Annotated in this window: 18 protein-coding genes and 1 tRNA gene; 13 read left to right on the top strand and 6 right to left on the bottom strand. The window is 30.9% G+C overall.

The window, feature by feature from the left end; all coding sequences use genetic code 11:
- Nucleotides 1-5 precede the first annotated feature (5 nt).
- From RCH18_RS00875 to RCH18_RS00860, 4 genes are all read right to left on the bottom strand, one after another.
- Nucleotides 6-395, bottom strand: a complete 390-nt coding sequence (locus RCH18_RS00875) for a hypothetical protein (RefSeq protein WP_326934869.1) — start codon at nt 393-395, stop codon at nt 6-8.
- A gap of 221 nt (nt 396-616) precedes the next feature.
- Nucleotides 617-1,612 carry an aspartate-semialdehyde dehydrogenase gene (locus tag RCH18_RS00870; RefSeq protein ID WP_326934868.1) on the bottom strand — a complete coding sequence of 332 codons (996 nt, stop codon included), beginning with the start codon at nt 1,610-1,612 and terminating at the stop codon, nt 617-619.
- Nucleotides 1,613-2,052: 440 nt separating this feature from the next.
- Entirely contained in the window at nt 2,053-2,466 is a 414-nt protein-coding gene (mscL, locus tag RCH18_RS00865) for a large conductance mechanosensitive channel protein MscL (protein ID WP_326935007.1), read from the bottom strand.
- Between the two features lie 89 nt (nt 2,467-2,555).
- The gene (locus tag RCH18_RS00860; protein WP_326934867.1) at nt 2,556-5,000 is read right to left on the bottom strand and encodes a bifunctional UDP-N-acetylmuramoyl-tripeptide:D-alanyl-D-alanine ligase/alanine racemase; all 2,445 of its coding nucleotides are present in this window, start codon (nt 4,998-5,000) and stop codon (nt 2,556-2,558) included.
- Nucleotides 5,001-5,727: 727 nt separating this feature from the next.
- Between RCH18_RS00860 and RCH18_RS00855 the strand changes: the two genes are divergently transcribed.
- On the top strand, nt 5,728-6,333 hold the full coding sequence (locus tag RCH18_RS00855; RefSeq protein ID WP_326934866.1) for a hypothetical protein: 606 nt from the start codon (nt 5,728-5,730) through the stop codon (nt 6,331-6,333).
- Here the strand turns inward: RCH18_RS00855 and RCH18_RS00850 are convergent.
- Nucleotides 6,328-7,029, bottom strand: a complete 702-nt coding sequence (locus tag RCH18_RS00850) for a porin family protein (protein ID WP_326934865.1) — start codon at nt 7,027-7,029, stop codon at nt 6,328-6,330. The two genes, RCH18_RS00855 and RCH18_RS00850, sit on opposite strands and share 6 nt — an antisense overlap.
- A 330-nt stretch (nt 7,030-7,359) precedes the next feature.
- On the opposite strand from RCH18_RS00850, the gene RCH18_RS00845 reads away from it, so the two are divergent.
- The 12 genes from RCH18_RS00845 (at nt 7,360) to RCH18_RS00790 (ending at nt 22,862) form a co-directional block, all read left to right on the top strand.
- Nucleotides 7,360-8,958: a T9SS type A sorting domain-containing protein gene (locus RCH18_RS00845; RefSeq protein ID WP_326934864.1), complete on the top strand. Its 1,599-nt coding sequence runs from the start codon at nt 7,360-7,362 to the stop codon at nt 8,956-8,958.
- A 21-nt stretch (nt 8,959-8,979) separates the two neighbouring features.
- Nucleotides 8,980-12,048 (top strand): SusC/RagA family TonB-linked outer membrane protein, encoded by a 3,069-nt coding sequence (locus RCH18_RS00840; protein ID WP_326934862.1) that lies wholly within the window; start codon nt 8,980-8,982, stop codon nt 12,046-12,048.
- A gap of 10 nt (nt 12,049-12,058) precedes the next feature.
- Nucleotides 12,059-13,516: a RagB/SusD family nutrient uptake outer membrane protein gene (locus RCH18_RS00835; protein WP_326934861.1), complete on the top strand. Its 1,458-nt coding sequence runs from the start codon at nt 12,059-12,061 to the stop codon at nt 13,514-13,516.
- Nucleotides 13,503-14,966, top strand: a complete 1,464-nt coding sequence (locus tag RCH18_RS00830) for a hypothetical protein (protein ID WP_326934860.1) — start codon at nt 13,503-13,505, stop codon at nt 14,964-14,966. The genes RCH18_RS00835 and RCH18_RS00830 overlap by 14 nt, the downstream gene beginning before the upstream one ends.
- A gap of 79 nt (nt 14,967-15,045) precedes the next feature.
- Entirely contained in the window at nt 15,046-16,206 is a 1,161-nt protein-coding gene (locus RCH18_RS00825; protein WP_326934859.1) for a cytochrome c peroxidase, read from the top strand.
- Between the two features lie 880 nt (nt 16,207-17,086).
- Complete coding sequence (locus RCH18_RS00820; RefSeq protein WP_326934858.1) at nt 17,087-18,337, top strand: tyrosine-type recombinase/integrase; 1,251 nt, start codon at nt 17,087-17,089, stop codon at nt 18,335-18,337.
- Nucleotides 18,338-18,783: 446 nt separating this feature from the next.
- Entirely contained in the window at nt 18,784-18,963 is a 180-nt protein-coding gene (locus tag RCH18_RS00815; protein ID WP_326934857.1) for a helix-turn-helix domain-containing protein, read from the top strand.
- Nucleotides 18,950-19,237, top strand: a complete 288-nt coding sequence (locus RCH18_RS00810) for a DNA-binding protein (RefSeq protein ID WP_326934856.1) — start codon at nt 18,950-18,952, stop codon at nt 19,235-19,237. Before RCH18_RS00815 ends, RCH18_RS00810 begins: the two co-directional genes overlap by 14 nt.
- Before the next feature lie 4 nt (nt 19,238-19,241).
- A complete protein-coding gene (locus RCH18_RS00805; protein WP_326934855.1) occupies nt 19,242-21,167 on the top strand; it encodes a DNA primase family protein in 1,926 nt (641 codons plus the stop codon).
- Nucleotides 21,167-22,267: a DUF6371 domain-containing protein gene (locus RCH18_RS00800; protein ID WP_326934854.1), complete on the top strand. Its 1,101-nt coding sequence runs from the start codon at nt 21,167-21,169 to the stop codon at nt 22,265-22,267. The genes RCH18_RS00805 and RCH18_RS00800 overlap by 1 nt, the downstream gene beginning before the upstream one ends.
- A 38-nt stretch (nt 22,268-22,305) precedes the next feature.
- On the top strand, nt 22,306-22,491 hold the full coding sequence (locus tag RCH18_RS00795) for a hypothetical protein (RefSeq protein ID WP_326934853.1): 186 nt from the start codon (nt 22,306-22,308) through the stop codon (nt 22,489-22,491).
- A gap of 125 nt (nt 22,492-22,616) precedes the next feature.
- Nucleotides 22,617-22,862, top strand: a complete 246-nt coding sequence (locus RCH18_RS00790) for a hypothetical protein (RefSeq protein WP_326934852.1) — start codon at nt 22,617-22,619, stop codon at nt 22,860-22,862.
- Between the two features lie 270 nt (nt 22,863-23,132).
- Here RCH18_RS00790 and RCH18_RS00785 read toward each other — a convergent pair.
- Nucleotides 23,133-23,217 (bottom strand) — tRNA-Ser (locus tag RCH18_RS00785).
- Nucleotides 23,218-23,236: the final 19 nt, after the last annotated feature.

Genomic DNA, 23,236 nt, shown 5'->3' with positions numbered 1-23,236 from the left:
AACGGTTATGAATTTACAGGTGGTCCACGCTGTGAATATAGGCTGCCAGAAAATGACACAACGGCATCATTATCAATGGTGAAATAAGGAATTTCACTATACGCAATAACTAATTGGTAAGAGAATTGTGCTGGAGAAATATAGCTGCTTATCGCAAAATGGCAAACATAACAATGATCGATATGATGATGCTGATGCGTAATTTCAGTTCCTGAAATATTGTATTTATGATCGCATTGTTTCTCAGAAAGTTGAGTTGCTATATGCTCATAAGTATGAAACGCCTGAAACAATATTGAAAACAATACTGTTACAACCATTAAAAGACTTACTATGAGTTTGTTTTTCTTCATCCAACGCAAAGGTAGTAAATCGTAAAAAAGAAAACCATTCATATCATCAAATTTATTATTGAGAAACAAATGGTTGTTTATTTATTACCTGATAGAAGATTTGACAGGTCTAACAAATTGGAATAGATGATTCAATTAATGTTTTATTAAAAATGCCTATACGCGTCGCTACTTTTCTTCGCGCTAAGAGAATTTTTAAATCTCATTGCATAAAAGCGGACTAAATGAGATTTATTTTTATTACTCTAAATTAGGATTCGGCTTTATACTAATTGGTTAGCTACAAGATATTCGGCAATTTGAATGGTGTTTGTTGCTGCTCCTTTTCTAAGATTGTCAGCTACAATCCACATATTGAGCGTATTTTCTTGACTTTCATCGCGGCGAATTCTGCCTACAAAAACATCATCTTTCCCTTGTGCATACATAGGCATAGGGTAGGTAAAAGTATCATTATTATCCTGAACAACAACGCCATCAGTTTCATGTAGTAATTTTCTAACGTCGTTAAGATCAAAATCATTCGTAAATTCTACATTTACGGCTTCGCTATGTCCTCCTACAATAGGTACGCGAACCGCAGTTGCTGTAACAGCAATACTATTATCACCTAATATTTTTTTAGTTTCACGAACCAGTTTCATCTCCTCTTTTGTATAACCATTTTCTTCAAATGAATCACATTGTGGAATTGCGTTTCTATGAATTGGGTATTTATAAGCCATTTCGCCTTTCACATTTGCATATTCATTTTCAAGTTGTTGCACGGCCTTGACACCAGTTCCTGTAATGGATTGATAAGTAGAAACAATTACGCGTTTTATATTATATTTTTTATGTAAAGGTGCTAAAACTAAAACCATTTGAATGGTAGAGCAGTTTGGATTAGCTATAATTTTATCGGCTTTGGTCAATTCATAGGCATTAATTTCTGGGACAATCAACTTTTTAGTTGGATCCATTCTCCAAGCAGAAGAATTATCGATAACTGTTGTTCCTGCTGCTGCAAATATGGGAGCCCATTCAAGTGAAGTGTCACCACCTGCTGAGAATAATGCAATGTCAGCTTTCATATCAACCGCTGTTTGTAAACCTACAACAGTTAATGGTTTCCCATTATAGTCAATTTTTTTTCCTACAGATCGTTCAGAAGCTACAAGAATTAATTCATCAGTAGCAGAAATAAAATTTCTCTCTGCCAATACTTTTAACATCACTTCGCCAACCATTCCGGTAGCCCCAACAACTGCTATTTTCATAGTATTTATTTAATAGTAAATATAAATTTCAAAGCGCAAAAGTAAGTAATATCAAAACGAAAACAATTGCATTAACAAAAAATAACAAAATGTTATAAAAATAACAAAACGGAGTCTCTAAAAATGTATGGGATTTTACTAAACGGTTAAATCGGTGTATTAACTTAAAATATAAATTGAGATTTACATAAGCGCTTGTCTACCTTTCTTTTTGTGTTTGCATAAGTTGTCAATTACAATCTTGATATAAATAATTAAAAGCAAAATTTTACTTCGTTGTAAGTTGAAAAAAAACGCCTAATACAGCAGTAGTCATTTCAGTCATCTTTATTTTCGAAATAATAACAATTGAGTCAATTAAAAAGAAAAACCGCCTCAATTAAGAAGCGGTTTGGACCTGAAATAATCAGGATAGGTTAGAATATATAATGTAGCGGAAATTACTTTTTTAATAAATCTCTAATTTGCATTAGCAATTCAACTTGCGTTGGTCCGGTAGGCGTAACAACAACAACTTCTTTCTTTTTTGTCTTTTCAGCAGCTCTTAGAACTACAAAAATAAAGAATGCAATAATTACAAAATTAATTACAGCTTGTATAAAATTACCGTAGGTAATAACAGCAGCTCCAGCGGCTTTTGCCGCATCAAGGGTCGCATAACTATTACCATCAAGAGCAATGAATTTTTGAGTAAAATCTATTCCTCCGGTTATCAAACCTATAATTGGCATAATAATATCATCTACTGCTGAGCCTACAATTTTTCCAAAAGCAGCGCCTATAACAACTGCAGTTGCTAAACTTAAAACATCGCCTCTCATTAATGACGCTTTAAAATCACTAAAAAATCCCATAGTCTCACTCTTCATGTTTGTGAATTCGTTCATAGTTAACAAAAATAATTAAATATTTAACAATGTTTACTTTTTCTTAGTTATAAATATTAATCGCGATAAAATACGCGCTTTACCCGTTGAGAAATACTTGTGAGTATTTCATAAGAAATAGTATCCAGCGCTTTAGCTATTTCAATAACTGACGGTGATTGACCAAAAATAATCACAGCATCGCCTTCTTTGCAGTCTATTTTAGTAACATCCACCATTAACATATCCATACATATACTGCCTAGAATCATTGCTTTTTTATTTTTTATAGTAACATATCCCACCCCGTTACCCCAACCTCTAGAAAGTCCATCTGCGTAACCTATGGGGATAGTAGCCACTTTAGTTGTTTGTTCAGCCATAAACTTTCTGCCATAACCTACACTGTCGCCTGAGGGAATTGTTCTTATTTGTGAAATTATAGATTTAAGTGTCCCTACATTTTCTAACTTTTTTTGCTCCTGACTATCATTCGAAATTCCATAAAGTCCTATTCCTAAACGCACCATGTCATATTGTGCATCAGGAAAATTACTGATACCTGATGTATTCATTAAATGCCTTATGGGTTGGATATTTAATTCATGCATCAATCTTGATGATAGTTTTTCAAATAAAGCTATTTGTCCAGTAGCAAAATCTTTATGCAATACGTCATCACTAGTAGCCATGTGTGACAAAATACTTTTTACCTGAATGTTTTGATTGCCTTTTAAAGTGGAAATCAATTCATCAATTGTATTGTCTTCAAATCCTAGACGATGCATTCCGGTGTCAATTTTTAAGTGAATTGGAAAATGCTTTAAGTGTTTTTGTGCTGCGATTTTTAGAAAGGCACGTAATCCTTTTAAGCTATATATTTCTGGTTCCAGTTGGTATTGAATAATAGCGCTAAAACTTGTATTCTCAGGGTTTAAAACCATAATAGGCAATTGAATTCCTGCATTTTTCAGCGCAATTCCTTCATCGGCAAAAGCCACCCCTAAGTAATCTGCTTTTTGATGTTCAAGTAATTTAGCGATCTCAAAACCTCCATTTCCGTATCCAAAGGCTTTTACCATCACCATTATTTTAACAGTGGGTTTAAGTTTAGATTTAAAAAAATTCAAATTAAAGCTTATCGCATTCAAGTTGATTTCAAGAACAGTTTCGTGGGTTTTCTCCTCTAATAGTTGTACAATTTCTTCAAACTGAAACGAGCGCGCTCCCTTAATTAAAATGCTTTCATTAGTAAAATCTAAATTCTCATAATCGGCTATAAAATCAGCAGTGGTTTGATAGGTTATACAGTTATCAAATTTATGTCTATATTCTGAAATGGTTACCCCTATACCAATAACGCGGCTTATTTTATTAGAAGTAATCAAGTCAGAAACCTTGTTATACAATTCATCCTTAGTTAATCCGCTTTGAAAAATATCAGATATAATTACTGTTTTATTATCCCCTTGTTTTTGACTTTCAAGAAAATCGAGTGCTATTTTCAACGATTGAAAATCAGAACTATAACTGTCATCAATAATGCTACAATTATTGATTCCGTTTTTTACTTTCAAGCGCATTTCTACTGGAAATAACAATTGCATTCGGTTTTGAATGATTACATAATCGTATTTAAAGTACAATAAAACCATCAAACAAGAAATCGCATTTTCAATAGAAGCCTGATCTTGAAAAGGAATTTTAACCTTAAAATTATCATTTTTATAGTGAATATTTAAAATGGTTTGTTCATCCATTATTTGTTTACCAATAAAAACAGTTGCTCCTTTTTGTGTAAAACTCCAAGTAAATGCATTTGAATTTGATGAAATAAAAGAGCTTATCTGATCACTAGTTTGGTAAATTACGGTTTCAGCCGTTTGAAATAGCGACATCTTTTCTTTTATTTTTTCATCTAAATTGACAAATCCCTGGTCATGTGCAGAACCAATATTGGTTAAAACACCTAAAGTTGGTTTAATGATTTTTTCTAAATTCTTCATCTCAGCATGCACCGAAATTCCAGCTTCAAAAATCCCTAAGTTGTGTTGCTCATTAATCGCTATTACAGATAATGGAACGCCTACTTGTGAATTGTAACTTTTTGGACTTCGAATCACATTAAAATCTGGACTTAATAAAAAATTGAGCCACTCTTTTACAATCGTCTTTCCGTTGCTTCCAGTAATGCCAATAATCGGAAAATCAAACAAACTTCTATATTGTGCTGCAAATTCCTGTAAGGATAATAATGTGTCATCTACAATATAAAAATTAGCTTTACTCTCGCAATTTTTAGGAATGTGTGTTACCACAAAATTACGAACGCCAACTTCTATTAAATCCCCAACATAAATATGAGCATCAATATTAGTTCCTATTAATGCAAAAAATAAAGTTTCAGAACCATTTTGCAACGAGCGACTGTCAATAGAAACAGTATCTAGTGCTACCGTAAAATGATTGTTTATAAATTGGGCATTAATTTTTTGAATACTATTTAATATTTTGTGATTCATAAAGTAAGAGTAATTAATAATCAAATTTTTTGTAAGAAAGAATATTTAAGTTATTAGAAGAAAATACTGTTGTTGTTTTTAAACATATAAGCAATGTAAGTTTTAAGTCTAATCTTGAATTATACTGAGAAAATACCATCAAAAGATCATCGTATTGTTTTTCAAATTAAGTCCATATAAGTAAATTACTGAGTACAGAACGATGATACAATACTTCATTCCTATTACTTAATGTAAAAGTAAGCCTTTCAAAAATAGCATATCTTTTTAAAAATAGTATTGGCAAAAAGAAATATTAACCTAATATTACAAGTTCAACCATAATGATTTCTTTTTTGATTACAATATAAATATGTGTTTTCCTGCTTGTATTTGTAATTACAAATGAAGTGTTTTGATTGTTATTATTAATCCTAATTACGCCTTTAAAGAGTTAAAAATAGGGCTATTATATAGAAATCAATTGTTGATTTTTAAAACTATTTAAAAATCCGTTAAAAATATATATTCACTAAATTTTTAAAGCGCAACGGTAAGAAGCTTTAAAAAAAGATCTGTAAATTCATTATTAGTGATTGTTCATCATCTATTGATTATATATTGCTAATAGTAATTAGTCACACTGATTATATTTACACAAAAACAGAACATTTTCAATATAATAAACAATACTAATATGTTGCGTAAAATTTGATATTTATTATATTTGTTTAAACAACCAGCGGTCTTGAAAAAATTTATTACATCATTTTCTTATATTTTTCATCCTATATTGATACCTACGATGGCTACGCTTTTGTATTTAGCGTATCATAAAGGCGATTTTATTACACAAGAAAAATTATTTATTCTTTTTCAAGTGGTGATTGTCACTATTGTAATTCCCATTTTAGTTTTTGTTTTACTACGCGCTAGTGGAAATGTAGAAACGATAATGATGGCAAAAATATCCGAACGTAAAATTCCACTTGTAGTGCATTGTTTTTTAATCATTTTATTAGTCAAAAAAAGCATCACCGTGGATCGCTATCCTGAATTGCATTTTTTCTTTTTAGGTGGCTTATTCAGTATTATGTTAGCCATGATTTTATTATTTGGGTATTTCAAAGCCAGTCTGCACATGATCGCTATAAGTGCTATGACCGTTTTTATTGCGGGAATAAGCATACACCTTCAAATAAATAGTGTTTTTACGGTGGCACTGCTTTTACTTCTCAATGGTATTATAGCATCATCTAGGCTTGAGATGAAAGCACATACTAACCTAGAACTTGTAATGGGATTTTTTTTGGGAGCTATTCCACAGTTGCTGTTGATTGTATTATGGTTATAAAATATAAAATATCAACCCTAAGTTTAGTGAGCGTATTTTAATTTTTTCACCATCTAAGTTTGCTGATTTAAACAAAGGGTTTAAACCATAATACGCATATAAATTAATGGTGTTATAACCCGCTGAGACATAAGCCCCATATTGAAACTGATTAAAATCATCATTTCCCTTAATAGTGATATTCGTTTTTTCACTGTTAAAAACCGATTTATCATACAATAAATAACTCAATTTTACTCCAGTATAAACCCTCCAGAACTTATGACTCTCAAAGGTAGAGCTACGCCATCTCAACTCGATAGGTACATCAACTGATAAATAAGAGAATTTATTTTTACTGTACTGATCCTCAGAATTTATAGTAGAATAAATCGCGGATTGGGATGTGCCAGTAATCATTAAATTTTGATTGTAATTAGTATAGGAAAATCCTATTCCAGGTGCAATGGCTATTGTTCTCGATTTATTTATAGGCATATCTCGTAAAAATCCAGCTGTAAATCCAGCAGAAAATTTACTTTGTGTTAGTCCTGCCGTTTTATCTGCAAGTGTATTATAAGTAATACCCACATAAAATTGATCTTCTCTATATAAAGAATCAATTTTTATCTCAGCAACAACGATAGGCGCTCCAGTTTCCTGCGAAAAAGCAGTTGTAAAAAATAAAAAAAGAAAACAACTTAAAGGGAATCGCATATTATTTTTTGTTTTTACAGTGATAAACTTTTTAATTTTTTTATTCGTTTACAAATATAAGATATTGAGGGTTTTTATAAAGGATTAAAATATGTAAACTATGAGATATCAATTTTTTAAAAATACTATTTTTTTATACGAAGGGTTGTAAAATCTGTTAATTTACTAATAAATAATAATTCGATATAAATACGGCACTATTATGTGGCTAATTTCATATTTGTGTTTTTATAAATTTATGATTTTCACAATAAATTAGATTAAAAGTTTTTTCTATAATTCTTTATATTACTTTCTTTAACTTTGTTATTATTAATTAAATCGAGTATTATGAAAAAAATCTACCTTTTAGCTATTTTAATTTCTACACTATCTTTTGCACAAATTGTGCAAGTAAAAGATATTTCAAGTAGTGGAAGTTCTACTCCTACAAATTTATTTGATTACAACGGAACGTTACTATTTCGTGCTGCTGATGCAGATGGTATTGAATTATGGAAGTCTGATGGTACTGCATCTGGTACAGTTCAAGTGAAAAATATAAATACAGGAACTCCAGCATCAAATTCAAATTCAAATCCAGCAAATTTCACTATTTTTAATGGAGCAGTATATTTTAGTGCCACAACTGGCACAACCGTAAGTGGTACAGAACTATATAAAACGGATGGAACCGCTACTGGAACGGTTCTGGTAAAGGACATAAGACCAGGAACAGGCTCATCGGCCTCTAGTAATCCGCAAAATTTCTTGATCTTGAATCCAACAACAATGTTATTTTCTGCTAATGATGGAACTAACGGAACTGAACTATGGAAAACTGATGGTTCGACCGCAGGAACATCTCTAGTAGTTGATTATCCTGGAACTACTAATAGTATTACATGGATAGAAAAAGTAGGAAGTAATGCAATTTTGGGTCAAATTGTTTCCACAACAGGACGTGAATTATATAAATCTGATGGAACAGCTGCAAACTCTTCCTTATTAATAGATATAAATCCAGGAAGTGCAAACGGGGTAAACACTGCTTCTTACAGCACTGGTAGTACTGTTTATTTTCCTGGAAATGATGGATCAATAGGATTCGAATTATGGAAAACCGATGGCACAGTTGCGGGTACAATATTGGTAAAAGATATTAATTCTGGATCAACCAATTCAAATCCAATACGTTTTGCTGAAGCTAATGGGATTATCTACTTTAAGGCCACCGGAGCAAATGGTGAAGAATTATGGAGAACAGATGGAACTGCTGCGGGAACATTGGAAGTGGCTGACATAAATACTTCAGGAGATTCTAATCCAGATCAATTGACTGTTGTAAATAATAACTTATACTTTTTTGCCGCTGATGATAATCTTAATTATGATTTGTATATATACAATGGCACTACCTTGACCAAACTATATGATTTTAATGCTAAATCGAGTACAGTTACAACTAATTTTGTAGTGCTTAATGATATCATTTATTTTGGGGCGGATAGTGATAATAGTGATTCAAGAGAATTATGGCAAACCGATGGAACCGCGGCAGGAACAAAGGCAGTTAGTACATTACTAACTGGTAGTATTAATCCAAATACCGTTTCTAATCTTACAAAAGTAGGTGACAAGTTATTTTTTAGCGCAACAAATACAGACGGACAAGAGTTATTTACTTACACACCACCTTCACTTAAAAATGATAAGTTTACTAAACTTTCTGAAATAACCATATATCCTAATCCGTCTAACGGCACAATTAAAACAAATATTGAAGATTTTTCGTCTACAACTTATGAAGTTTATGATATTTTAGGAAAAAAAGTTAAAGCTGATAAAATGGAGTCAGATGTTTTAAACTTGGGATTAAAAAGGGGAATATACTTTCTAAAATTATCTTCAGAAAAACAGTCTATTACTAAAAAAATAATTATTGATTAATCCTTATAAAAACAGCACATTTTGAAATTTAGTAACTTAATAGTACTATTTTTTATAATCTCATCTGTTCTCTGTTACAGCCAAGGGAAAAGAAAAATTAACGGGATTATAATCGATAAGAAAACCAAAGAACCTTTAGAGCAAGCTTATATTTTAATAGAGAAAAAAGCGATAGGTAGCGTTGCTAATCAAGAGGGGAAATTTGAATATACAATCTCAGATGCTAACATTGATGAGGTAGTTCTTATTGTAAGTTATATCGGTTACAAAACAAAAAAAATTAAAGTAGGCAAACTTTCTTTTTTTAAAATTGAATTAGAAGAGGAGAGTGCTTTTTTAAATGAAGTTGTTGTCACTTCTTCTTATGGTACAAAAAAAATGCGTGAGGAAGTGGTAGGGAGCATTCAACAAATAACTAATGCTGAACTACAAACCAGTCAAAGTGTAGAAAGTTTTGATAAAATGCTTGATGGCGTGGCTACCGGAGTTTTAATTTCCGGTAGTTCCACAACAGGCACACCTGTAAAAATAGATATTAGAGGTCAAGGTTCTTTAACTTCATTAAATAATAATTTAGTTGGATCATCTACACAACCTTTAATTATTATTGATGGAGTTTTATTAACTGAAGAAGCAGGCTTTGACAATGAAATTTTTGATGGTTCTGGATTGCTTTCAGAACGATTTTCCAATCCTTTATCTAAAATTTCCCCAGAAGATATAGAATCTCTTAGTATATTGAAAGATGCTGCAGCAGTGGGTTTATATGGCTCAGATGCCGCCAATGGTGTAATTATCATTACTACAAAAAGATCAAAATCCTCTAAATTATCAATTAATTTTAGTACTCAAACTGGATTTTCAAACCCCATTAATCAAATAAAATATTTGACAGGTCCCCAATATCATGAGCTTTATAAAAGTTATTTAATTAGTCAAGGACAAAATGAAAACCAAGCCTTTTTGGGTGCAGGTTCTCCTACTACTAATACAAACTGGTTTGACTTATTAAATAGGACAGGAAATTTTCAAAGATATAATTTTGATATAGGCAAAAAAATTAAAAATTGGAATGTTCGAACCTCGTTTAACGTATTGTTGAATAACGAATCGCAATTAGCCAATTCCTATAATAGATATGCGGGTAATTTAAATGTGGGATATACTAAGGAAAAACTTTCGATTCAGTTTGTAGTGTCTCCATCTATTATTTCTAAAACAGCTCCAAACACTTTATATTCCTTTCCTTTGCCACCCAATATTGCGCAAATTGATGGGAATGGTGATTATTCATTACTTGGTTATGCAGGTTTTGGAAATCCATTGGCTGTGGCCAATCAAAATACAGATAAAACTAAAAATATAGGAGTTGTAGGAAGTATAAACACTAGTTTTAAAATAAATAAAAATTTTAAAATAGTAAGTATTTTTGGTTTAGACTATGGAGATAAGGTCCAAAATAGATACACATCTGGTGATAATGAAAGTGGATGGTTTAATGGAACTTTTACTCAAGTAGATGGTAATGGAAATACTATAACTTATCCTAACAGAGGTAGAAGATTAGACTCTTTTAGACAAAGTTTACGCTGGAATCAAAGCAACCAAATTGTTTTTGAGACTAAAAAAGAAAATCATAATTATGACGCTATAGCGGGAATTGAAATCCAAAGAGAACGCATAGATAATCAAAGACAATTAGGAAGAGGTTTTATTAATCCTGGGCCTATAAACGAGGCGATTCAAGCAAGTTCTTATCAATATAACACCTATTTATCTGAAAATGCTAGAAGATCATTATATACTCAACTCAATTACAATTATAATTCTAAATACTTCTTTTTGTTAAATCTTCGCCGCGATGAAAGTTCTGCTTTTGGAAGTGATAAGGATGTGGCTTACAACGGAGGCGCTGGACTTTCCTGGAATATTAGTAATGAAAAATTTTTAAAAGATGTTTCATGGATTAATTTTTTAAGAACCCGGATAAGTTATGGGGTAACAGGAAATTCTAGAATAGGTCCTTATCGCTCTTTAGGATTATACAATGTAAGTAATATTGGATTTAGCGGGTACAATTCTGGTAATTATGCCACCCCAAGCACTGCTCCAAATCCAAATTTGACTTGGGAAAAAAACTATAAATTTAATTTAGGAATTGATTTAAATATCTTAGATAAAATCCAATTTACTGCGGAATATTTTAGAGATAATATTCAGGATATGATAGTTAGTAGAGAAATTCCTCTTGAAATAGGATATAATACCATTCAAATAAATGGAGCTAATATGTATAACTCAGGACTTGAATTTTCCATTCATGCTAAATGGATTAATACACAAATCTTTAAATGGAATACTAATTTTAATATCAGTACACTCAAAAATAAAATAACCTCATTAACGGGTTTAGGATCTACTTTTTCAAGTTCAGAGAGAGCTAGAGCTCAAAAAGTAGGATCGTCAACCTCTGCGATTTGGGGTGTTAGATATGCTGGAGTGGATCCTGCAACCGGCAGAGAACTTTTTTTAAATGATGATCAGTTATACGATGCAGCAACTTATAGAGCTAATTTTAATCCTAGCGATTGGGAGATCATAGGCAATTCACAACCTGATTTCTATGGTGGTTTACAAAATAATTTTACGGTTTATGATAATTTGTCTCTAGGTGTGCGGACTTCTTTTAGGTATGGAGACAAAATTTTGATTGATAATAATCTTGAGGGCAATTATAGAGTTGTCATTAATAGAAATTTAAGTACAAATGTTATGGATCGATGGACAAAACAAGGTGATATTGCTACTTTCCCGTTAGTCTCTTCTAGCAATCCTATAGTCACTAATTCATCCAGAAATGTTTACGATGCTTCTCATATAAAAATTCAGAATATAAATTTAAGTTATAAATTACCAGTTAATTTGTTTAAAGCGGCATGGTTAAAGTCGTCGACGGTAAATTTAGATGTATCTAATGTGGCTTATTTTTATAAAGATAAGAGTGCAAGAAATAAAAATGGAATAGCAGAATATCGGTTTGAATATCCAGAAGCTAGGACCATAACTTTTGGTTTTCAAGCCAGTTTTTAAATTAAAAGATATGAAAAAGAGTATCTATTATATGATGTTAGTTTTGGTTTTTACCAGCTGTAGTGATTTTCTAGAGATAAAGCCTCGTGAAGATGTATCAATACAACAGCAGTTTTCTACTCAGGAAGGAGTTTTACAGGCTTTGAATGGCGCCTATGTAAAAACAGAAGATTTAATGAGTAGCAATGCATTTATTTATGCTGATTTACAAGGTGGGAATTTATCATTTATACCCATTCAATCTGGGACATCATTAAACGCAATCATTGTACCTTCATCTTTATTGAATGTCTACAATTTTAATGATAACGCTACTGAATCTACTTATTCTGCTTTTTATCAAGATGCTTATAAAACACTTGCTAACATTAATAATGTCATTGCGTTTACACCAAATATTGGAGCAATGTCTACTGAAAAGAAGAGTCAGATTTTAGCGGAAGCATTAGCTTTAAGAGCATTTATACATTACAATTTGCTGCAATTCTATGCGCAAACATATAGCTTTTCGAATGATGCTTCGCACTCAGGAATAGTATATGCCGATAGAATATTACAAGGCGGAGTCGACTTTGAATCGAGAAAATCAGTTGCGGTCACTTACAAACTAATTAAAGATGATTTAGATAAAGCTTTAAGTTTATTCACTACCAGTCAAGCGATGTCTGGTCCTGGATATTCTTATTTTAATACTACAACTACAACAGCTTTATATGCTAGAATTGCTTTGCAAAGTAATGATTATGATAAGGCTAGCCTTTTTGCAAAAGAGGCAATTAAATTGTCGGGTTTAGTTTTAACGCCCAATGCAAATTACATACAAGAATGGGAAAAACCCAATTTGCCAATTTCTGAAGTAATCTTAGAGTTTACAGCACCTAAAGACAATTCAGGACAATTGGTTTCTAGTACTGTAGCAGGTTACTATAATTCTTTTGGAAACACTTCTTCATTATTTAGACTTTCAGCTTCATTGGATTTGATAGAACTTTACAGCCCGCAGGATATTAGAAGAAACAACTTTATAGAAAAAAACTATACAGTAAACACTGTTAATGGATTGCAAAATAGAACTTTTTATAATACTAAAAAATTTCAAGATAATGCGGGTACATTAAGTATTCGTTTATCAGAAATGTATCTAATTATAGCAGAGGCAAAGGCGCGCTTAGATCAGTTTGAAGAGGCTAAAAGCAATTTAAATATGATTAGAAATAGAGCTAATTTATCTAATATTACTTCAAATGATAGTTTACTTGAAAAAATATTTTTAGAACGAAGGAGAGAACTCTGCTTTGAAGGGTTTTTATTATTTGATGTTGCAAGATTTAAAAAAAACACCATTAAAATTTTAGATTGTTATGCCTTCACGTGTATTTTAAATTATCCTAATCCAAAATTTGTTTTACCAATACCACAAGAAACCATTAGCGTTAACCAAAACATAAAACAAAATGAAGGATATTAAGATCATTATTGCTATACTATTTCTGCTGCTATTTATTGGTGCTTGCACCGAGAACAGTAATGAGCAAGAGGAGTACAACTTTGTGCGTTTCGGATTATTAGTAAACCCTAATGGGCAAATTATAGAATATCCAAACGCTAAACAGAATATTCCTGAAACGGATACTTACAATCACGTTACAATTAGAACAATAAAAATCCCTGTTGTTCTTACCTCGAAATTAAAAAATACGCCTACTGATGTTTTTTATGAAATTAATACTGAAGGAAGTTTTAATGAGTTTGTTGCTTCGCCACAAAATAAAATCACTATTCCTGCAGGAAAATTAGTAGACACTTTACGCATTACCTTTAAAAATAACTGGAAAGAAGCGAATGCAAATAAAATCAAAGTTAAAATTATTGGCACTTCTGATCCCTCTATTACTATTGGCTGGCCGAATAGTGTCAAAAAAATGAATGTGCTCACTATAAATCTTGGCGATTTAGAGAAAACACGTTATTTCTTTAATCAAAACATTTACAGTTTAGCCGGAGTGGAAAATGAAGAATTATTAATACCTATTCTTTTTTCTCAACCAGTAACTAATGCTATAATTGGAAATTTTAATTTTATTAAACCCAATTTTGAGGTGCTAAGTGCTTGTGATGGTTTAGGTTCCAGTTTTAAATATTCATTAGAAAGGATGCCTTTTACAGATGGTGTTTCCCAAATATTTTATAAATTTAAATTGTTGGAAACAACTCCATTTGCCTCAAATTTAAAACTTAATTTGAATATTGGTTTAAATAATTTTATATTGTTTGGAGCTAATCAAACCAGTTTATTAAAACCATTAAATGTCAATAGACAAGGCGATGTTGCTGTAAATTTCTATAATTCCACTGATTTATTTTATAGAACCTTTGGAAAAGCGTGGTATTTTAATACTTCAACAAATTTATGTGATTGGAGCGATTTTAATACTTTTACCAAACCTGTTCCAGTTCCATTAGGTTCAGAGTTTGATAACGGAAAAGGATTTCATAAATATAGGATAGGATTTGTTGCTAATAACGCACCTATTGGTACAAATCCCTTTGATTTAAGGCGGTTTTATGCTGGTGCTAATGTTAGTTCACCTGGCTATACTGTCATACAAGCTTTAGATTTTTTTCCTGATAATGGCACAAGCACATCAAAAGGTATTGTAAAGATTGTCCCTCAAGTTTTGAGTTTTATAAAAACATCAAACGGCGCAACCATAAATATTCCTATATGTGGTAGCGGTAATTATTTCTATGAGTCAGTAAAAAATAGATGGGTTATTTACTTAGAGCTACATTGTGATGAAACACTCTTAAATGGGAATAGTGATGTAATTAAACCTATGTATATTTATAGTAACAATAATGGATATGCTGATCCTGATGCATTATCACTTCCTTGTCCAAAACGATCAAATTTGTAGCTATCAGATACTAATTTTAAATAAGTCTGTCGTACTTTTGTTGAAATAATTTTTAATTTTCTTAATATAAAATAAAATTATGAAAAAGAGTTTACTACTATTATCTGTGATAATATTTGGTTTAATGGGTTTTGTTCGCAATAATAATCCAGATTCTCCGTACCTTAATATTGATGATTTACGTGCTATATATAGCAATGGCGATCCATCAAAATGGCCAAAACCTGAATTAAGCGAATTAGTTGATTTATCTAAATTTCAAGATATTGGGGTCTTGCCAGCTGTGCCCTTTCCAGTTGATAACGCGTATTCTAAAGAAAAAGCAGCTTTAGGAAAGGCATTGTTTTTCGATCCGAGGCTTTCAATAAGTGGTCAGATTTCTTGTGCTAATTGTCATAATCCTGAATTGGCATGGACAGATAATTTGACTAGATCTTTTGGTCACGATAGGCAAAACGGACAGCGAAATGCAATGACAATTATAAACACTGGCTATGCGACGTCGCTTTTTTGGGATGGACGTGCCTCTTCGTTGGAAGATCAATCAAAATTTCCTATTCAGGATCCATTTGAAATGAACGCACATATTGATTTTGCGATCGATAAAATTAAAAATTTAAAAGGATATCAAACTTTATTTGAATCCGCATTTGTAGATAAAAAAGTGAGTTTGGAAAATGTACAGAAAGCAATTGCAACTTTTGAAAGAACTTTAACAAGTGGCAGTAATATCAGTAAATTTGATAAATTCATCAAGGGAAATGCTAAAATATATAGTGATGATGAAGTTTTAGGCTTGCATTTATTTAGAACTAAAGCGCAATGTATTAATTGTCATAACACACCATACTTTAGTGATAATGAATTTCATAATGATGGGCAAACGTTATTTGGAACTATAAATGAGGATTTTGGTCGTTATTTAATAACTAAAGATAAAGCCGATATTGGAAAATTTAGAACTCCAACTTTAAGAGAAGTTTCTAGAACAGGTCCTTGGATGCATCATGGTCATTTTCCAAGTTTAATTGATGTAGTTCAATTTTATAATTTAGGTAATCCTGCTCCAATACAGCAAAAATATTTAGGAACCAAAAGAGATTCTTTGTTACCTACTACCTCAGCTATGTTAAAGAAACTAAATTTATCTCGAGACGAAGAAAAGGCTTTAGTAGCATTTTTAGAAACGTTATCTACTCCAATCCAACGAATGAAAATGCCTGAACTACCAAAAAATTAATAACATAGCTTACTAATTTAAAAGTTTAATCTGTGCTTCTTCAACCTGAACAGGATAACGATCTGCTTTATCCTAAGTAGATTAAACTCGGTAGATTATGAAAGTCAAAACTGAAGAAAATTTTATCATTCAATATCTACAATCTTTGTCAAAGTTTAAAACTTTGACAAAGATAGGCTTGAACCTGCGGCAATTATATTTTCTAAAAGACAGAACTATAGAAAATCTTATCATCCAATATCCTGAAGATGACGATAATATTGTGAGCAAACCAAAATTTGTCGGGAGAAAGGTTTTTATTAAAGAAACTCAGTATTGTGACGTGTATTCGAAATTGTTATAAATTGCTATATTGATGGTTTTAAATTTGCTTAAACATATCTTACAAAATACATAGATTGCGATAATACATCAATTGAATTTATTAGTACATTAAAGCAACAAAATTGTCTTGTCATGTTAACAAAACATAAAAAAGTTAACACGTTATACTACTCATGTTAAACAAATCAATAAGAAGTAACATATTTAAATGATTATTAGAAGTCACTTTGAAACATAAAAAAGCCAACTTGATAGTTGGCTTTTTTTAAATTATCTACCAATCAAATTCATTTTATGGATGTAAAATTGGATGTAAATATCGTAAACACTTAAAAATCAAGTTTTATTGCAGAGAGAAAGGGACTGCTTATACTGCAATGAATAGTTTTGTTAGTCCTCTTAATTCATTACAAATATAGTGTAAATGCATTATTTAAAGGCTTTTACAAAGTATTTATTTATTGCGTAAAATTGCATTAATTCTTATTAGTTCTCTATTAGCCGTACAACTATCGTACAAATAAAGTATATTTGTATTATTCAAATAGTTTTAAATATGGCAACAGTTAATTTTTTATACCGTTCAACTAAAGAAAAGGCAAATTTAAGTTTGCGTTTATTGTATCGTTTCAATGATATTGATTTTGTTTTTGGTGCAAATACCAAATGCGAAGTATCAAAAGAGTATTGGAATAAGCAACACAAAAAGAAGTCTAAAAATGTCACAATTGAAAACTTACAAATTGAGATAAACGATAAACTTAAATTAATAAAAGACCATATTATAAAGGTTTTTAATTCTGTTAATCCTGATGAGGTTACTAAAGAATGGTTACAAAGTCAAATTGATAATTATTACAATCCACCCAAAGAAGCTGATGCTTTACCAACTGAATTAATAAAGTATATTGATTTTTATATTGAATATCGTAAACACGAATTAAAACAAACCTCGATCCAAAAGTTTAAAGTTATCAAAACTAAAATTGAGGAAATGGAAATTTTAAGAAAAGCACCGTTTTTAATTAAAGATGTGAATGACTATTTTAAAAATGAATTTGTCAAATACTATAAAGCTAAAAATTACGCACAAAATACGATGCAAAGAGAATTAACTTTTATTAAAACTTTTTGCAGACACGCACGCTTTTTAGGACTTGAAACACACCCACAGTTAGACAGTTTGCGCTTAGATAGTGTAAAAGTTGAAAAAATATATTTAAGTTTTGAGGAACTGGACAAAATTCAAAAAGTTGAAAGCAATAAATTTAGTGATAGTTTACATAATGCAAAAGACTGGTTAATAATTTCAGTTTACACAGGCCAAAGAGTTTCAGATTTTATGCGGTTTACTGCTGAAATGATACGTATTGAGAAAGGCAAAAAGCTAATTGAATTTACACAAGTTAAAACTGGTAAAATTATGACCGTACCATTACACCCGAAAGTTATAGAGATATTGGATAAAAGAAACGGTTCGTTTCCTTATACAATTTCAGATCAACGATATAATGATTATATCAAAACAGTTTGTGAGATAGCAGAATTAACGCAAAAAGTAAAAGGAAGTAAACATTTAGAAACCACACCAAAAAGCGGAATATTTCGCAAAGAAACTGGAATGTATAGAAAATGCGATTTAATAACGTCACACATTGGAAGACGTTCTTTTGCTACTAACTTTTACGGAACTATTCCAACAACTTATTTAATTTATGTTACTGGCCACAGTACTGAAGCAATGTTTTTAAACTACATAGGTAAAAGTAATAAGGATTTAGCAATGGAATTGACAAACTATTTTTAAAAACACAAAAATATAATGTTTTGTTTTAGCTTCATTTGGTGCATTTGGTGCATTTTAAGTCATTTTTATATTTGATGTTTAGCGAAGTAAAGATCACAAAAAATATAATTGTTAACAACTAACTAACATTTTAATAATCTTTTTATTCTAAAATTAGAATAAAATACAAGATAAGAAGTATATTTGTAAAAGTTTCTAAAGTAGAAACACAAAAAAGCAAGTGCGAACAAATCACAAATGCTTCTTTAATATTTTGAAATTTCTAAAAATTAATCGTTGAGGTCGGGAAACTTTTAACGTTTAATTCTTTTACAAATGTAGTGACATTAATGTCTAAAAAACGCACACTAATGATTAATTTAACATTTCATTAACAAATCAAAATTATTAAAAAGAACTAAGGATTTAAAGCATTTGCGTAATTAACAACTTAATACGCAAATACAATGACGTTATTAAAAACAAAAGAAGTAGCTGAACTTTTAGGCTACACACCGCGCAATATTGCATTGTTGGTAAAGGCTGGTAAACTTAAACCAGTAAACGATCACAAAGATTTTTTTCTTTTTGATGCTAAAGAAATCGAATTGTTTAACTCTAAAAAAGTAAGCAATGATAAAGAATAGCACCCTGATAACAGAATTGAATCCTGATGACTTTAAAACTCTATTGAGTACAATTGTCAAAACTCAATTAGATGACTTCAAAAAAGAATTATCTAACAAAAATGCAAATGATGACCTATTAAGTAGGGAACAAATTTTGGACTTACTTCAAATCAACGCTTCAACTTTGCACCGCTGGCAGTCCGCTGGCAAGATAGCCGTTTATAAATTCGCTACTAAATGCTTTTATAAACGTAGTGAGATAATGGAATCATTAATCAAACTAAAAAAATAAGGCTATGAGTACTATAAATACACAAAGCCTTAATGGTTTAGAACACAGCAAAGATACGGATTATATTTTGAGTTTTGAGGATAAAAAAACCGCTTTACTTTTTGGAGCAAACGAGATTTTACCAACCTCAACAACAAACGGAAACATTTTAAAATATTATAAATGGTTTTGTGAAGCAAGTGAACGAAAAAACGAAGAGAAATCCGATAAATGGTATAGTTTGTATGCTAAAGAACTTTTGAAAGAGTGTAAAAAGCCAATTTCAAAAAAGGTTTCCGAAGACAAATACATACTAATTGAAAACGCTACAAATGAAGCGGAACTATTAAAAATTGTTTTAAATGCTACTATTCCTATAAACAATGACAATCTTAAAAACCTTATCACTAAAGATATAAGTAAACTAATCGATACCTTAGAAGTTGTTAAAAATACAACTGATGACATTTTACAGGAACTTACTAAAAGTATTGACAATATAGATTTTCAACTTTTAGCGTTCCCAGATATCGAAGACCTGAAAGGACAAATAAATATTTTAGAGACCCTTTTAGTTGATGACAAAGGAGCGATTAAAGTTACTGATGAGAATAAAGCTGATTTTAATAAATACAACGAACTCAAAAAAAAATTAAGCAGTTATAAATTAAATAAAAATCATTATTTAATACTTTGTATCGAACAACTTTTAAAAATTGCAAAGACAAACAACTGGGGTTTATGTAAAAAGAACGGATATATTTATTTGTACAATGGTAACTATTGGAGCGAAATCGACAAAGAAAGTTTTCAATCATTTTTAGGAAACGTAGCTTTAAAAATGGGAGTTGAAAAATTCAAATGTAAAATTCACACCTTTAAAGATGAGTTATTTAAACAGTTTATGAGTGATGCTTATTTACCTACACCAAAGACAAATAAAAAGAATGTATTAATCAATTTACAAAACGGTACGTTTGAGATCACACCGAAAAAAAGAGGTTTAAAACCATTTGAAAGCAAAGATTTTATAACGCACCAATTACCATTTGAATACGAACCCGAAGCAGTTGCACCACTATTTCAAAAGTATTTAGATGAAGTTTTGCCTGATCCTGATAAACAAAGAATATTTGCAGAATATTGCGGTTACATTTTTATTAAGCCAAGTGTTTTAAAACTTGAAAAAATGTTGATACTTTACGGAACAGGCGCAAACGGTAAAAGTGTATTTTTTGAGATCATTAACGCACTTTTAGGAACTCAAAACATAAGTAACTATTCATTACAAAGTTTAACGAATGATAACGGATATTTTAGAGCAAAAATAGGTAACAAGCTGGTAAATTATGCGAGTGAGATAAACGGCAAGCTTGAAACTGATATATTTAAACAAATGGCTTCGGGCGAACCAATAGAGGCACGTTTACCATACGGCGAACCTTTTATATTAACCGAATACGCAAAACTAATTTTTAACTGTAATGACCTACCAAAAGACGTAGAACACACTAACGCATATTTTAGACGTTTTCTAATTATTGGTTTTGATGTTACTATTCCCGAAGACAAACAGGATAAACAACTACCGCAAAAAATAATTGCTTCGGAATTATCGGGCGTTTTTAATTGGATATTGCAAGGACTGGATAGAGTACTGGAACAAAAGAGTTTTAGTAAATGTGAAGCAGTCGAGAACGCTAGAAGTAATTACGAAAAGCAAAGCGATAGTGTGAAAATGTTTATTGATGAGTTTGAATATAACACCTCAGCTGATTATACACCGATCAGTATTTTGTACAATCAGTATAAAAGTTTTTGTATTGAGGACGGTTTTAGACCCGTAAACAAGTCAAATTTTATGAAGCGATTAAACCATTATAAAATTATAGTTAACCGCATTAGTAGTGGGAACGTGGCATATATTACAACCGATAGAAGTTTAATGTAATGGAAGTTTTTAAATATACATTGGACAAAGGAAGTAAGAAGTTTCTTTGTCCTAATTGTACCAAAAAAAGTTTTGTTTATTACGTAGATAGTGAAACAGGAAATTATCTAAATGATGACTTCGGAAAGTGTGACCGCTTGACAAATTGCGGTTATCACAAAGCACCGCCAAAGGGCAAACGAGCGTTTTTAATAGACTTTTTAGCAATTGGTAGCATAAGCGAAAAGGCTTGCAAAATAACTGATTTAAACGGTATTATTTCGATTATTCCAAAGTCGCAAATACTGGAGCAAACAAAAAATAATTGCTGGATAACGGAATGGTATTTAAAAACCTCAACTATAAACTATTTGATAAATGAAAGTAAGTATTTTACTGATGAGGTTAGTTTTGTAAATGAAGTTAGAACCGTAAAGCCACCGCCACCAGTTGCACCAAGTTTTCACAGTTTGGAGCTATTGGATAAAATGTACTTTAAAAATTCACAAATTAACAATTTAAGTGAGTTTCTAAAAAGTAAGTTTTCAAAAGATGAGGTTTTTAATGCAATGCAAAATTATTTAATTACAGGAACAAATCATTTTTGGAATAATGCAACCGTATTTTGTCAAATTGATGACAAAGAACAGTTTCACGCTGGTAAAATAATGTTATACGATAGATTTACAGGCAAAAGAATAAAAGAACCTTATAATCATATTAACTGGCTTCACATAGCTTTAAAAGAGCCTGATTTTAAACTTAATCAATGCTTATTTGGTTTACATAGGATCAATGAAGACTATCAAAAAACTATTGCAATTGTTGAAAGCGAAAAGACCGCAATAATAATGAGTATTTATATTCCTGACTACATTTGGTTAGCAACAGGAAGTAAGCAAAATTTAAAATTTGAATTATTGAAACCTTTAAAAAAGCGAAGTATTATTCTATTTCCTGATAAAGGCGAATTTTATAACTGGAATAACAAGGCGACCGATTTAAACGCAATAGGTTTTAAAATTGCAGTTAGTGAACTAATAGAACAAACAGACTTTAAAAGCGGTTTTGATTTAGCCGATTATTATTTTGAAATGCACGAAATGCACGAAATGCAGTAAAAACAAAACATTTATTTTTAACTATAAAATTATTTAATATGATTATTCAACAAACCACAGAACAAAAAGAACTTTGTAAGCTAATTAATAAGCTGGAGCAAAAAACAGGAAATGGTAAAGAGCTAATTCCAATTTTAAAAGCAGTACATACTTTATCATTAGATAATAACACAACTGAATTAATGGAGTTTTTAAGATTAAAATATTCCTATTGTATAGAATAAAACAAAAGAGGGAAACCATTACGGCAACCCTCTTTTTTTGTTCAAATAGTATCACACAGGCAATGCGTAAAACCTTAACAAATATAAACAAATTTCGTATTTTTACAATATTAAAATAGTATAAAATGGCAATAGGATTAAAAACGGGCGGGCGTAAAGCTGGCACGGAAAATAAAACGACAAAGGAAATAAGAACCGTATTAAAGAGCGTTATCAATAATGAATTAATAAATATTGAAACACTACTAAACGAGATGCAACCAAAGGAACGTTTGGAAATCGTTGTTAAGTTAATTCCATACGTATTGCCAAAAATTGAAACCGTTCGAGCTTCATTTGGCGAACCAACGGAACACAACTTTTTTGATTAAATTGTCTAAAGTAGATAAAAATAGAAACAATTGATGACAATAGCCAAAACGAAAATATAAGAATTATTTTAGGTAAAGGCATCAATCCTGATCAGATAGAAGATGAATCTTAATACTGATAAAAGTTCATTACTATCTGTTCATGCGTGAAACTTAATTAATTATAACCTATTTTGATAGGTTATTTTTTTGACCGTACGAAAATCGTACAATTGTAGTAAATAAAAAACCGTAAAGCATTAAATATAAGGCTATTACGGTTTAAACAAGCAGAGAGAAAGGGATTCGAACCCTCGATATGTTGCCATATACACGCTTTCCAAGCGTGCGCCTTCAGCCACTCGGCCACCTCTCTATTTTCTAAGACTGCAAAG

Source organism: Flavobacterium sp. PL11 (assembly GCF_035985025.1).
Taxonomy (GTDB): Bacteria; Bacteroidota; Bacteroidia; order Flavobacteriales; family Flavobacteriaceae; genus Flavobacterium.
This window is presented reverse-complemented; position numbering and strand designations above follow the sequence as displayed.